Source organism: Anatilimnocola floriformis (genome assembly GCF_024256385.1).
Classification (GTDB): Bacteria; Planctomycetota; Planctomycetia; order Pirellulales; family Pirellulaceae; genus Anatilimnocola; species Anatilimnocola floriformis.
The window spans coordinates 159,303-173,821 of the sequence record NZ_JAMLFW010000003.1 but is presented as its reverse complement, the minus strand read 5'-3'; the positions used below and the strand labels follow the sequence as shown (position 1 = coordinate 173,821).

At 59.7% G+C, this 14,519-nt stretch carries 10 protein-coding genes; 4 read left to right on the top strand and 6 right to left on the bottom strand.

Annotated elements, in window-relative coordinates:
• The first annotated feature begins 69 nt into the window (after window positions 1-69).
• Window positions 70-2,160, top strand: a complete 2,091-nt coding sequence (locus M9Q49_RS33915) for a prolyl oligopeptidase family serine peptidase (protein ID WP_254513774.1) — start codon at window positions 70-72, stop codon at window positions 2,158-2,160.
• 84 nt (window positions 2,161-2,244) lie between these two features.
• Here the strand turns inward: M9Q49_RS33915 and M9Q49_RS33910 are convergent, their stop codons facing one another.
• The 6 genes from M9Q49_RS33910 to M9Q49_RS33885 form a co-directional block, all read right to left on the bottom strand.
• On the bottom strand, window positions 2,245-2,826 hold the full coding sequence (locus tag M9Q49_RS33910) for an HYExAFE family protein (protein WP_254513773.1): 582 nt from the start codon (window positions 2,824-2,826) through the stop codon (window positions 2,245-2,247).
• Window positions 2,827-2,931: 105 nt separating this feature from the next.
• Window positions 2,932-4,011 (bottom strand): hypothetical protein, encoded by a 1,080-nt coding sequence (locus tag M9Q49_RS33905; protein WP_254513772.1) that lies wholly within the window; start codon window positions 4,009-4,011, stop codon window positions 2,932-2,934.
• A gap of 18 nt (window positions 4,012-4,029) precedes the next feature.
• Window positions 4,030-5,835 (bottom strand): hypothetical protein, encoded by a 1,806-nt coding sequence (locus M9Q49_RS33900; RefSeq protein ID WP_254513771.1) that lies wholly within the window; start codon window positions 5,833-5,835, stop codon window positions 4,030-4,032.
• Window positions 5,832-6,776, bottom strand: coding sequence for an ABC transporter ATP-binding protein (locus tag M9Q49_RS33895; RefSeq protein ID WP_254513770.1), 945 nt, complete (start codon window positions 6,774-6,776; stop codon window positions 5,832-5,834). Before M9Q49_RS33895 ends, M9Q49_RS33900 begins: the two co-directional genes overlap by 4 nt.
• A gap of 42 nt (window positions 6,777-6,818) precedes the next feature.
• On the bottom strand, window positions 6,819-9,086 hold the full coding sequence (locus M9Q49_RS33890) for a tripartite tricarboxylate transporter TctB family protein (protein WP_254513769.1): 2,268 nt from the start codon (window positions 9,084-9,086) through the stop codon (window positions 6,819-6,821).
• Between the two features lie 50 nt (window positions 9,087-9,136).
• The gene (locus M9Q49_RS33885; protein WP_254513768.1) at window positions 9,137-9,436 is read right to left on the bottom strand and encodes a hypothetical protein; all 300 of its coding nucleotides are present in this window, start codon (window positions 9,434-9,436) and stop codon (window positions 9,137-9,139) included.
• Window positions 9,437-9,642: 206 nt separating this feature from the next.
• Here M9Q49_RS33885 and M9Q49_RS33880 point away from each other — a divergent pair, with 206 nt between their 5' ends.
• The 3 genes from M9Q49_RS33880 (at window position 9,643) to M9Q49_RS33870 (ending at window position 14,509) form a co-directional block, all read left to right on the top strand.
• Entirely contained in the window at window positions 9,643-11,301 is a 1,659-nt protein-coding gene (locus tag M9Q49_RS33880; protein WP_254513767.1) for a hypothetical protein, read from the top strand.
• A 131-nt stretch (window positions 11,302-11,432) separates the two neighbouring features.
• The gene (locus M9Q49_RS33875; RefSeq protein ID WP_254513766.1) at window positions 11,433-13,676 is read left to right on the top strand and encodes a DUF1549 and DUF1553 domain-containing protein; all 2,244 of its coding nucleotides are present in this window, start codon (window positions 11,433-11,435) and stop codon (window positions 13,674-13,676) included.
• Between the two features lie 455 nt (window positions 13,677-14,131).
• Window positions 14,132-14,509, top strand: coding sequence for a glyoxalase superfamily protein (locus M9Q49_RS33870; protein ID WP_254513765.1), 378 nt, complete (start codon window positions 14,132-14,134; stop codon window positions 14,507-14,509).
• Window positions 14,510-14,519: the final 10 nt, after the last annotated feature.

Genomic DNA, 14,519 nt, shown 5'->3' with positions numbered 1-14,519 from the left:
TCGTTTGTCAGAGTAGTTTGGATTACAGTAGCGAGCTGAGCTTGCTACCCGCACCCTGGATTCTCTCCCATGCGTTTTTCACGGCTATTCCTTTTGGCTGGATGTCTGTCGCTGGCACTGTTTTCTCAGACGGTATGTCGCGCCGATGGCCCTGCCGACAACAATCCCGACACTGTTCGCCGTGTTCCCAAGCTGGGCGTCGAGCCCACGGCGGAGCAGACCAGCAAGTTGCAAGAGGGGCTGAAGAAGCTGCGCAGCGAAATCGACGGCCTGCGGAAACTCAATCGGCCGCGCGTCAATGAGCTGCTGCCGGACATCGAGATCTTTCACCGCGCCGTGAACGACGCACTGGTCTATCAGGAATTTTTCGACGCCAAGGAAATCGACGGCGCCGATCGCTTGCTCGACGAAGGAATGTTGCGGGCCACGTCGCTCGCCAAAGCGCCGAACGACGAACCGTACTGGACGAACCGGCCTGGCCTGACCGTGCGCGGCTTTGTCTCGAAGCTCGACGGCAGCGTGCAGCCGTACGGCCTGGTGATTCCCGATAGTTATGATCCCAAGCGGGCCGAGGCTTTTCGCTGCGACATCTGGCTGCATGGCCGGGGCGAAAATCTGAGCGAAGGAAACTTTCTCCGCGACCGGCTCAACAGCGTCGGCTCGATTTCGCCGCGCGATACCATCGTGCTGCATCCCTACGGCCGGTATAGCAACGCCTTCAAATTCGCTGGCGAAATCGATGTGCTCGAGGCGCTGGCCAGCGTGCAGAAAAGATATCGCGTCGATGATAATCGCGTCGCGATGCGGGGCTTTAGCATGGGTGGCGCAGGGGCCTGGCAGATGGCCGTACACTTTCCCGATCGTTGGTTCGCGGCCAATCCGGGCGCGGGGTTCTGTGAAACGCCGGAGTTTCTCCGCGTCTTTCAGAAGCAAGAGCTCAAGCCCAAGTGGTGGGAAAAAACGCTCTGGCAATGGTACGACTGCCCGGTTTGGGTCGACAACCTGAAGGGATTGCCGACGATTGCTTATAGCGGCGAGCTCGATACGCAAAAGCAGGCGGCCGATGTGATGGCCGCCGCGATGGAGGCCCGCGGCATGCAGCTGCGGCACATCATCGCCCCCGATACCAAGCATGCGATCACCCCCGAAGCCCGCGACGAAATGGAACGCCGGCTGCGCGGGCTCGACCAATATGTGGGTGCAAGCCTGGGCGATTCCGTCGATTTCACCACCTGCTCGCTGCGGTACGCCAAGAGCTCGTTCGTGACGGTCGATGAACTCGAGGAACACTGGAAGCCGGGGCAGATCCGCGTGCAGCTCAACGGCGAGGTCCGCTTCCGCGCGAAGGGGATCACGGCGTTCACGGTCGATTCGCTGCCGACCTATGTCGTCGAGCACGAGGGGATCGAAGTCATTGTCGAAGAAGGTTTGCCCGGCGCCGCCGCCGACGACCCGAACGCCGAAGAATATTCGCTCGGCACGATCGGCGTGCAGAGCGACAAGTCGTACAAGTTCTCGGCCCACAAGATCGGCGACCGCTGGCACCTGGGACCGCGCACCAACGAAATCGGCCTCCGGAAAAAGCCGGGGCTGACCGGGCCGATCGATGATGCGTTTCTCGATTCCTTCCTGTTCGTCGCCCCGACCGGCCAGGCCTGGAACGAACAGCCCGCGGCCTGGAGCGCCAGCGAACTGACCCGCACCAAGGAACATTGGCGTCGGCACTTCCGCGGCGTGGCGCGCGTGAAGAACGACAAGGACGTCACTCCCGATGACATCGCCCGCCACAACCTCATCCTCTGGGGCGATCCGGCCAGCAACACGGTACTCGCGCAGCTCGCCGGCAAGTTGCCGATCAAATGGACGGCAGAAGAGATCAAGGTCGGTGGCAGTTCGTTCGCCGCGAAGCAGCACGCGCTGGTGGCGATCTATCCCAATCCGCTGAACCCGAAGAAGTATGTCGTCCTCAACAGCGGATTCACGTTCCGCGAATTCGCTTACCTGAACAATGCCCGCCAGGTGCCGATGTTGCCCGACTGGGCGGTCGTCGATCTGACCACGCCGGCGAACAGCGTTTGGCCGGGGAAGATCGTCGCGGCAGACTTCTTTGATGAGCGCTGGCAGCTGAAGCCGCTGCGGAGTGTGGATTCGCGGCCGTGAGGAAGTGCGGAGTTAGGGAGATAAGGAGATCGGGATGTGGGGAGATAGGGATGCATTTTTTCGCGCTATCACCCGATCGCCACGTCACCCTACCTGCCTACGGTAGCTACTGATTCCAAACAGCTCGTCACAAGGCCGGGCCAGCGCCCGGAACTGCTTGGCCGGGATCGTCACGGTCTGCCACTTTGGCGAGAGGACGCGCGACCAGCCGGCGTAGTGATCGAGACGAATGCCGAGGAAGCCATACAAGCTGCCGCGAAACTCAAACAGCTGCTCGGCGGGGAGCGGCGCCTGATCGCCCACCACGTTGAAAGCGAAGACCAGCAGGGCTTGAAATTGCCCGGCGAAGAGCGTTTCCCAGTGGGCGAGGCTGCGGAGCTCGTCGGCCGTCGACCAGTTCTTCCAGTATTGCTTGGCACGGCCGCTGGGAAATCGCCGCCCCTTGATATCGACCAGCCAGCTGCCGAGTCGTTCGCCGCGGCGTGACAACGGCGAGACGATGAAATCGAGACTCTTCAGCGACGATCGCTCGGCGTCATCGTCATCTTCTCGCTGCGGCGGCAAGGTCAAGCTCCGCCGAGTTTCATCCACGGCCACGTACGGAATGGTGCGTGCGCGGAGATACGCCTCGAAAGCGGCTTCGTAGTGATTGTCTCGCTTCGTCATGGAGGAAAGGCAGAAGTGAGAACGCAGAATGCAGAAGTGAATGCAGCAGTTCCGATACTACAAAATCAGAGTGACAACCCTGTGTCACTGTCTCATCTTCTGCCTTCACTTCACCCGCCGCACCCGGTGGTTCAGCGTATCGCCGATGTAGACAGCACCGTCGGGACCGACGCAGATGCCGTGGGGGCGGTCCATGGTGGCCGAGGTGGCAGGCCCGCCGTCGCCGGAGGCCCCTTTGTGTTTCGGGCCCTGACCAGCATAGGTGCTGATTTTGCCGGTTTGAGTATCGACCAGACGGATAGCGTGGTTTTCGGTATCAACGACGTACAGGTTTTTGTCGGGCCCGAGTGCGATGCCCTTCGGCCCATCAAAGGTCGCTTCCATCGCCGGGCCGCCGTCGCCTGAAAAGCCCTTCTTGCCGGTGCCAGCCACGTGCTGCCAGGTTCCTACGCCGAGTTTGATCTTCCACAGGCTGTGCCCTTCGCGGAGCGCGATCCAGAGCACGTCATCGGCAATCACCAGCGCCCGCGGCCCGAGAACGGGATTCCCTTCGGCCTTTTCTCCGGCAACGGGCAACTTCTTTTCGTCATTGCCGGCAATTGAAGTGATCAGCCCCGTCTTGGCTTCGATCTTGCGGATGCGGTGGTTGCCGATGTCGGCGATGTAGATGTTGTCGTGCTGATCGAGGGCGATGCTGTGAGGCTGTTTAAACTGGGCCTTCGTGGCTGGTCCACCGTCGCCGGCGTAGCCTGGTTTGCCGGTGCCGGCAATCGTGCTGATGACGCCCGTCTTGGCATCGACGCGGCGGATGAGGTGGTTCTGCATCTCCACAAACAGCATGTTCCCGGCCGAATCGAAGCGGACTTCGTACGGCTCGTTGAGCTGGGCCGCGGTGGCCGCTCCGCCGTCGCCGGCGTAACCCTTCGTGCCGTTGCCGGCCACGGTGGTCAGGCGGCCGGTATCGAGCTCGAGTCGCAAGACGCGATGGTTGCGCACTTCGGTAATGTAGAGAGCGCCACCCGGTCCGATCTCCACGCCGAAGGGATCGCCGATGTTGAACTTCACTCCCTCCCCGCTATTGCCGCTGTTCTCCGGCTTGCCTGTGCCGGCAATCGTGGTGATCTCGGCAGCAGCCGACAATCCTGCCCAGAGAAACAGCAACAAGCCCGCGCGCAAGACCAGCATGGTGTAGAGCCTTCGTAATCAAGAGTTCGATTTAAACGGCGAATCGCCCTGCGGTCCCGCAGGGGGTGGTTCATCCCAGGGGCTGCGCTTGACCGGTTTGGCCGGCGGCGGATGAAGCGCCAGTTCGTCTTCGATGACTCGCGTAGGCGCTGCTAGTCGCGTCTGCTCAACATCCTTGGCGGCCAGGATAAAGTTCAGCAAAAAGACCGCCGCGGCAACGACTATCAGCAGCCAGATAGTGCCATCGTTCACTGTCCCTCGCCACAGGCCGATTTCAATCAGCGTCCACCACCAGTTGGAAATCTGCAGGGGCGAGTACTCGAGCGCACTATAGCCATATCGAAACATCGCTTGCATCACGCCCTGCAACGCGAAAGGCAAAGCGACTCCCCCAACCACCAGCAGCAGGTAAAAAATGAAGACGCTGAGCATGCCGCCACCCATCCGTCCCCAGCGGAGGAGCACGCCAAACAGTCGAGCCAGACCAAGATAGATCGTCAGATAGCACAAGAGCGCGAGCCACCAGGCCGTCCACTTCGCGAACGGTGGAATGCCCAGCTGAAAGGTAACGAGCGCATAACACCAACCGAGAAACTCATACCAGAACGCCGGTTGCAAAATGTTCGGCCCGCCGGAATTGGCCGAGGCGTGGGCGTAGCCGGTGATCGCCATGATTCCCAACCCGCCCAGCACGTTGAGAATCGCGAAGACATAGCCCGTTCCCGAGCCCGGATTGAACCACGTGAAAGCCATGCGGCCAACCAGACTCTGCGGCAGTTCGCGCCGAGCCCGCGGCGACAGTTGGGCCATCTCGCCGATCAAAAACGCCCCGGCTACTGCCCAGAAGAGAGCCAGCCAGATCGCCCCGATCATCAAGATCGGTTCTTCGCCGTACACGAGAAATGGATAGATCGTCCAGCCGAAGATCAGCGATTGCAGCACCAGCAGCATGATCCGAATGCTGGTGCTCCGGTTCTCGCTGGCAAAGCTGATCTGCCCAGCCGCGATGAAGACAAACAGAATCACCAGGGCAATTTCAAACATGAAAATGGCGACATTGATCATCCACCATTCCGGTTCGTCATAGGGCATCGACGATCCCGCCGAGAGGATCGCTGACATGCCCATGCACCAGAAGAACGCAAACAGGACGAGCGCCACGACCAGCAGCACGGATAACAACACCTGCCACTGCCGTGAACGAGTGACGGTGGCCAGCGCGAGCGACACCACGCTGAGGAGCAGCGTGGCATAGAACGAATAGAGCAGAATGAAAAAGATCGTCATCACGTCGACGCCGCGTAGCAGATACGTGAAGGCGATGCACGGCGCGAGGGCTGAATAATAAACGAGCATCTGCAGCACGCTGCTGCCGAGCTTGCCGAGAATGATTTGCCGCGAATGGAGCGCGGTGATCGAGAGCAATTCGAAAGTGCCGTCCTCGAGCTCCGACGCGAGCGAACGAAACGCGCCGTAGGGAACAACGATCAGCAGCGGTACCGCCAGGATCAGGTAATAGCCGAACAGCATGAACCGACCAAGCGGCGAATAGAACACGCCCGGCAAATTGACGAGCACGAACAGGAGCGTGTAAACCCAACCAACAATCAGCAGCAGCGTGAAAGTGATGGTGAACTGCCGGCTTTTCATCGCCTGCCGCGATTCCTTCACCAGAATCGGATTCAACCGATCGCTGAGGCCGTCGAGCAGCAAGTCGAACCGTTGCCAAAACGTATTCGTTGCCGCTGCCAATTCGGCCACGATCGGCGTGGGGCCGCTCGGATTGGGCGGCATGGGTTGCAGTGGGTCGCTGGCGGTGGTCATTGCACAAGTCCTTTGGTCACGGCCAGGAAGACATCTTCGAGTGACTGTGTATGGCTGCTGAATTCACAAATCGGAAACCCGGCTTGCACCAACTCACGCAGCAGCGCCACTTCCGAATCTTGCTCTCCTTGATGAGCAAAGCGAACTTGCTGGCCGGTGACTTTTACATCAGCCAGGTCGCTGCGGGCCCGCAGCCAGTTCACCAGCGGCGTGAGATCACCGATCAAGCCAACGTTTACTTCACGGCGGGGCTGCTGTTCTTTTTGAATCTCCGCGACGGTCCCCATCGCCAGGAGCTGCCCCCGCTCCAGAATCGCGACCCGATCGCACATTTCGGCGAGCTCGGTGAGAATATGCGAACTCACCAGCACCGTCGTTCCGCGCGCGGCTAGCTCGCGGATCATTTCACGCAGCTCGATGCGGGCCCGCGGATCGAGGCCGTTCGCCGGTTCGTCCAGAATCAGCACAGCTGGATCATGCACCATCGCGCGGCCCAGACACAGCCGCTGCTTCATCCCTTTCGACAAAGCCCGGATCGGCTTTTCCTTCAGAACGTCCAAGCCCGTGAAGTGCATCACGTATTGCAACCGCTGGTGCCGTTCGCGCCCCACCAGGCCATACGATCGCGCAAAAAAGTCGAGATACTCCTCGACGTTCACATCGGCATAGGTGCCGAAGTAATCGGGCATGAAACCGAGTCGCCGGCGCACGCGATCGGGATCGTTGATCACCGAAAAACCATCGACAAAGGCATCGCCGTACGTGGGGAGCTCGAGCGACGCGAGAATCCGCATGCTCGTCGTCTTTCCCGCGCCGTTGGGTCCGATGTAGCCGAAGACCGTGCCGCGCGGCACTTCGAACGAAACGTCATTCACCGCCTTCGTCCGGCCAAAATACCGGTGCAGGCGGCGAAGTTCGATCATGGGGTGGGAGGCGACCATGCAGGGAGTGGTTCTGGGTTTTGAGTTCTGAGACAAGACCGGTTAGTAGTTGCCTTCGATGACGTGCAGGCTGCCGTATTGCCGTGTCGTGGTGCCCATCGGCACGAAGGGATTCGTGGCGGCGAGGGCGACGTAGCTCTTGGGCTCCAGTGGCTGCCTGCTGAGATTGGCGAACCGCACCAGATTCCGCTCGAGCAGGCTCTGGGCCTGGCTCGTTTGCGAATTACCCCAGCGGTTGTAATAGCGGGAGCCGAATGAAAATAAATCGATGTTCGTATCGTGCAGATTTTCGTCGTACCCGTCGGGAAACGCCGGGCGGAATTCATTCAAGCGCCGGCCGAGCTCGGTGCTGGCGGCATCGGGGTCGATTTTTGTTAGTTCAGCCTCACCGGGCTTCACGTTCTTTCCCACGAAGTACGTTCCATCTTCGTCCTTCACGAGCAAATAATCGACCTTCGTCTCCAGGTTGTTGGTCACCGTCAGCTTGTCACCTTTGGCGACGCCGATCTTCAGCGCGGCGGTCGTCGCTGCCGACTTGGTGACTAGCAGCTGGCTGAGCGTACGCGATGACAAATAGCCCGACCGCAACTGCTGCTCGTGTTCGCTCCAACTCACCGCGCGATGCATCGACCGCTGACCATTACGGAATGTCGGTTCATGCAGAAAGGGAAGCACGACCGTGTCGTCCTGAAACATCAAGCCGCGCGAAGGCGCCATCGAAGCGTAGTAGGCCTGCCGCGAAGTCGTGGCGGCGACGCCAGCACGTTGATCGAGGGCGGTGTAGCTGCGGACTCGCGATTTTACTCCGAGGCCATCGGTGAACATCGCATAGACAAACAGCCCCAGAGTAACCAGAAACGCGCCGACGGGAACGGTGACGAGCAGCATGTACAACCGGCGCCGCGCTTGCAGCACGTAGTAATTGACCGGGCCGATGATCACGACAAACAGCGTGATGAACACCAGAAACGACAACACCGGCGCCTGGCCGATGCCGGGAATCAGGAAATTCCAGAAGTCTTCGTTCCGCTGTTGCTGCGAAGAACCGGTTCGCTGCGTGGGATTCCAGCTATCGCCCGGCAGAGAATTAAGTGCCCAGTTCCAATCGCGTTTGTTGCCGGGAAAGGGATCGTCGGCAAAGGCCATCACGTTTCCCAGGCCGGCTGGGCGGATGACAAACGCCCAGTTCTTGTCGACACTGCCGCCTGGTTCTTCGGTCGTCGCGCCTTGAGTAGCCACTGGCGTTGGCATCGTATACGCCCGGCGATTGTAGCGGCCATCGCTCATCAAGGTGCGAAGTTCGTCACCACGATTTCTCTTGTGCGGCTCCCGCCAGCCGCGGAACTTGGCTGTTTCCGCGCTGGGCCGCGGCGGCAGCTGCAATACTTCTTCCAACTGCGCGAGGTCTTTGAACTCTTTGCCCGTGTTGTAGACAATCAGCGTTTGCCCCGCCCGCACCCAATCGGCAATCGCCCGCAGGGTCTTTGGCCGTTGCTTCGCCAGATCGGTCAGATCTTGCAGCGAAAAGATGATCAAGTCGAACGAAGACAACTCGATCCAACGCTCGGGCAACTCAGCGGGATGCAGGTAGTCAGATTTAACCGTGTCCTTTAGTTCGTCGAAAATCTTCAGGACGTATGTCTTGCGCGATTCTTCTTCGGGGACGAATTGCCCGGTGAATTGGTTGTCTGGAAATCGCCGGATCAAGTTGCGAATGTCGGGGAGTTTTTCGTCGTAAAGTTTTTTCGCCGCGCTCTCACTTTGCCCCTGATACACCTGCAGCAGACTTTCGCGCTCTCCCAGCTTTGGCGCGCGCGAATCGACGGCCAGGATGCAGGGGGTCGCTTCGTTCCAATTCCAATAGTTGCCCCGCGGCCAATTCAAAGGATCGCCCGACAGGTCGTCGTGCAGTTGGCCATCCTCATATACTTCGATAATGATCGAATGCCAGGGAAGATCCTGCGGCACGGGAATGCTGGCTTTTGCGCTCAAGGCGCCTTGCTCAAGCTCCACGATCTGCGAAACAGCGTCGCGTGAGCTTCCCATATAACTCTGTGGCTTGACCACGACGCGAAACTGCCGATCGGCCGGTGCGGGCGATTTGAGCGGAAAAATCTCCACGCGAACCGGCCGGTAGCCGTTGGCATCGACCCAGCGCGAATCGACCAGCATTTGCACGCCGCTGGTATTGAGAGTGCCCGGCGGCGGCAACCGGCTGAGACTGCCGCTGCCGGCGCTGGCGAGCGACGACATCAGCCACACCAGGCACGGGACCAGGCAGCAAGGCATCAGCCACGGCGGGTTTCGCATCGATCACTCCAAGTTAAGACCAGCACTCCAGCCGCGCAAAAGAATCTCGTTCAGGCATCCATATGATTCGGCGGAATCACCTGCCGCGGCAGCCCCGCCGAAGCGAAAGGATTTCCACCCGTGGGAGGCGGCGGACGAAACGCCTGCCCCAACGTTTGATCCCAGCCCCAGGCCAGGCCCCAAAACACGACGAACAGAAAGAACACCAGCAGCACGCCGCCCAGCAGCGTGCACAGGGCAATCGCCCAGGGCTGCTGCCAAACCACGGCCGAGCGCAGCACAAGCGCCAAGACGGCTGCGATGGCGGTGGCTAGCAACAGGAGCTTGATCGTAAAACGAGGAATAATCATCGCTGGATTGTCGCACAGGAGAACCGAGTTGCAAGTTGCCGCCGCGGGGCGAGCGCCGGGGAAAATGGCGCCGGATAATTCCAATAAACCGTACCACTTGCCTGCCGAGCTTGACTGTGTCCCCGCACCTCATTAGCATCGCTTGTGTAGGTGTTCGTTTCGCCAGATTTCATCTTGTCCCCAATTTCTGTGTTGGGGGCGACATTATGACGAGTTGCCGTATGCCGCGGTTGCATGCCCCGCTGCAGATTGTCGCGCCGCTATTGATTGCGCTATTCTGCGCATCGATTGTTCCATCGGCGGCAGCAGTTACGCCCGAAAGCCCAGAAGTGAAGGCGCTGATCGAAAAGGCGTTGTCGTTTCTGGCAAAAGAAACGCACGAAAAGGTCGGCGGCAAGTGCCTGATTGCGTTGGCGTTCAAGAAGAATGGACGGGACGCCAACTTCGGCAAGATCAAGGAAGCCGTGGCGGCCTGTCAGGCCCATCCCTTTGCCGCCCCTGTCCAATGCGACAACTATAACCTGGCCCTGATGATCATCTTTCTGTGCGAAACCGAAGATGAAGCGCATCGACCACAGATCCAGCGGATGTTGGCCGAACTGCTGAAGCGGCAGCTGCCAATTGGGGCCTGGACCTATGACGGCAGCCCCTTGGGCGATACCTCTCAAACGCAATACGGCGTGCTGGCAATGTGGATCGCTGATCGACATGGTTATGACGTTCCGCTGCCGCACATCACCAATGCCATGAACTGGTTGATTCGTACGCAGGACCCAACCGGCGCCTGGGGTTATCACGCTAACTTACCCACGGGAAGTCAGCGCGCGGCGCAGTTACCACTGACGCTGTCGCTAAGCTCCGCGGCTGCCGGTTCGCTGTACATTCTGAAGGAGCTGGTCCTGCTACCCGGTGAAAATCCAAAGGGCACCGCGGGTGGCGCTAAAGATCCCCCGCCGAAGAAAACGCCCGGCGCACTGCAAGCCGTCGGGGGCGAAAAGAAAACAGGCCCGTCAGTCACGCGGCGGCGTCCCATTCAAGGCGTGGATACTGCCGCCTTGAATAACGTGCTGCGCGACGGCAACGGGTGGATAGAAAAGAACTTCACGGTCGAGCCTCCTGCGGAATGGAAACATTACGCGTTCTACGCCTACGAGCGCTATGCCAGCTTCCGCGAAGTTCTCGAAGACAACGCCGTCGAAGAACCCAAGTGGTTCAACGATATCTTCGAGAATCTCAAGAAGACAGTTAAGCCCGACGGTTCCTGGGACGGTGGCGACACCCCCGTCGCCGCAACCGCGTTTTCCGTCCTCGTTCTTTCGCGCAGCACGAAGAAAGCCATCAAGCGCGCCGAGGCGCTCGGCGAAGGCATTCTTCTCGGCGGCATGGGTTTACCACCAGACGTCAAAGATCTGAAAGAACGGAACGGCAAGCTCGTTAGCGCGCCGCTGACCGGCAATATCGATGACTTGCTCAGCATTCTCGATGACCCAGACAATGCCGATGTGCGCGCAATGGCTGACGACAAAAGCGTCATCGCGCTCGACGCCGACCTTTCCCGCCGCACGGGACAGATCACCAAGCTGCGAGCGATGGTCTCGCACGAGTCGTACGAAACACGAATCGTCGCTGTACGATCGATCGCTAAGGTTCGCGATCTTGATAACGTTCCGGTGCTGCTCTACGCGCTGAGCGATCCCGATGTCCGCGTCATTCGCGAAGCCGATCGTGGCCTGCGGTTCATCAGCCGAAAACTGCAAGGCGTGGTGGAACTCGATACGCCCACCAAGGAAAAGCTCGCCACCCTCCGCAGCCGTTGGCGCGAGTGGTATGTAGCCATCAAGCCCGACGCCGAACTGCTGGACTAGAATCAACTTTGCGTAGGCCGGAGCTGGTCCGGCCCAGCAGCGCGTACCACGAAGAGTTTGCAATCTCGCCCTCTTTGGCCGATACTGCAAAGGCTGTAGGCCCACCCTCTTTCCCTCCCCGCCGGCCAACCATGGACGCTCTGTTCGCCAGCTTGCTTCGCGCGCGCTCCTGCCTGCTGGTAGCGCTGCTGTGCACACTGACTTGGTCGTCCGGCCAGGCCGACGAGAGCGTTCCCTCATTTCGCCGCGACGTGATGGCGGTCCTGTCGCGCGCCGGCTGCAATCTGGGCGCGTGCCACGGCAACCTCAATGGCAAAGGTGGCTTGAAACTTTCGCTCCGCGGCGAAGATCCGGCCGCCGATTATCAAACGCTGGTCCGTCAGCTCGAACAACGGCGCGTCAATCTGCAGGATCCAGCGGCCAGTTTGATTCTGCAAAAGCCCGTCGGCCAATTGGCTCACCAAGGGGGCGTCCGTTTTCATCGCGACTCGAACGAGTATCGCGTGCTACACGATTGGATTGCCGCCGGCGCGCCCGCTCCGATCCGCAAAGAACCCAAGCTCGTTCGCCTGGAAGTTACTCCCAGCGAAACGGTCGTTGTCGCTCCCGCTGATTCACAAGCGCTCGAAGTACACGCCGTCTTCGCCGATGGCAGCCGGCGCGATGTTCGCCAGTTGGCGGTGTTCGAACTGACCGACAACCTGGCCAAGGTTGATCCGTTGGGCGTCGTCAAGAAGCTCGCCCTCGGCGAAACAACCATTCTGGTCCGCTATCTCCAGCAGCAAGTTCCCGTCCGGATTGCCTTTCTCCCTTCTTCGCCTGCCATCACCTGGCAAGCGACGCCCGCAGCCAACCGGTTGGATGAACTGATCTACCAACGGCTGCAAACGTTGCAACTCACTCCCTCCGAGCCCTGCGACGATGCCACTTATCTGCGCCGTGCCCACCTCGATTTGCTCGGCGTGCTGCCGACGCCCGACGAGGCGCAGACGTTTTTCAGCGACGCCGCGCCGGACAAGCGAGAGCAACTCATCGACCGCCTGCTCACACGGCCTGAGTTTGCCGAACAATGGGCGCTGAAATGGTCCGATCTGCTCCGCAATGAAGAGAAGGTGCTCGATACCCGCGGCGTCGACGTTTTCTACGCCTGGCTAAAGAAGAATTTCTCCCGCAATACGCCGCTGAGTCAGGTCGTGCGCGAGCTCGTCACGGCCACGGGCGGCACGTACGAAAATCCGCCGGCCAATTATTATCGCGCGATGCGCGATCCCTTCACTCGCGGCGAAACCACGGCGCGGCTGTTTCTCGGTGTGCGGTTGCAGTGCGCTCGCTGCCACAATCATCCGTTCGATGCCTGGACGCAGGACGACTACTACAACTGGTCCGGCGTGTTTGCTCGTATCGATTACGAAGTTCAAGACAACAAGCGGAAGGACAAGTTCGACAAGAACGAGTTCGTCGGTCAGCAGATCGTGAAGCTTAAAGACGACGGCGAAGTGAAGAATGCTCGCACCGGCAAAGACGCCCAGCCGAAGTTACTCGGCGCGAAGCAACCGCTGAACAGCGAAGACGAACGTCTCGCCGCGCTGGGTGACTGGCTGACCTCGGCCGATAACAAACGCTTTGCCGAAAATCAGGCCAATCTCATTTGGTATCACCTGCTGGGCCGCGGCCTGGTCGAGCCGATCGATGACTTCCGCAGCACCAACCCCGCCGTTCATCCACAGTTGCTCGCGCAACTGACCGACGATTTGATCGCTTCCGAGTTCGATCTGCGAGCGCTGATTCGCGAAATCATTACCAGCCAGGTCTATCAATTCTCGAGTTCACCCAACCTGAGCAACGGCCAGGATGCCCGCAACTTTTCCCGCACACTGCCGCAACGGCTGTCGGCCGAGAAACTGCTCGACGCTCAGTGCCAGGTCTTGGGTGTTGCCGCCGATTTCAATGGTTACCCGCTCGGTACGCGAGCGGGTCAGCTGCGCGGCGTCGAACGGGAGCGCGCCCGCGACAAAAAGCCCTCGACGGCAGATCGCTTCTTAAAAACCTTCGGCAAGCCCGATCGCTTGCTGGCCTGCGAATGCGAACGGAGCGGCGAAACGACCCTCAAGCAAGCCTTCGTGCTGCTCGGCGATCAGGGCCTCGAAGAACGCTTGGCCGATCAAAACAACCGACTCGCCAAACTCGCCAACTCCGAAAAGTCGACCGACGAAATTGTCGCCGAGCTCTACTTCGTCGCGCTGCTCCGTCAGCCAACATCGGCTGAACTCGCCGCTGCCAAAACGCTGCTCGCTCAGCGCGAGAACCGCTTCGCTGGTCTGCAAGACCTCGCCTGGGCGCTGTTGAACAGCAAAGAATTCATCTTCCGGCATTGAGCATTGATGAACGTCGAATTCTGGCTACTGCGCACCCTGATTAGCCATCGCGGATGGCGGATTTATGCCGGACCTAAGTTGTCCGCGCTGGTGTGTCTTTGTGGTGCTGGGTGGTAGGTCCACGTTTACGCTAGTTAGTCGACGGACGGATGTGGAAGTGAAACGAGCAGGCATAATCTGGACCTGTTCAAACTCAGTGCGACCGCGCCGTTTGATGGTGATAAAGTGTGATATTCGAGACCCGATATTGCGGCCGACTTTTGCTCTTAAGTCTGGCCTGGAAACGACTTGTGGATGAAATAACTTTTCGCATCACCTGTTATATTCTGGGGGTATGAAAGGGGGGTGTTCACGTTGTTCCAGAAATTGTTGGCCGCTCCACCGCGCGGCGGAAGCCTCGCCATTCCGTCGCTCGCCGCGTTAGCGTCGCTGGCGTGAATGGTTACGATTAGCTGATGAGAAAGAACTCCATGCACATCAACAGCTTTGCTGCCGTCGTGACCGTCAGCAATCTCGAGGCAGCACTTCGCTACTATGTCGACGTCCTGGGCTTTCGCGAGGACTTCCGTTTCGGCAATTACGCGGGGATCGAACGCGACGTCTGCCGGATTCATTTGTCGCAGCAGGGGAATCCCAACGCTGGAACTCCTGGCTCCGGCGCGGTCTACATTTTTTGCGACGAGGTTGACGCTTACTTCGCCGAAATCACCAGCCGCGGCGCGCGGGTCGATGCCGAGCCGAAGGACTATCCCTACGGGCTCCGCGATTTTGTCGTCCGCGATCCCGACGGCAACATGGTGACCTTCGGTGCGCCAGTCGCGACCAAACCGTAGGAAAAGAGCT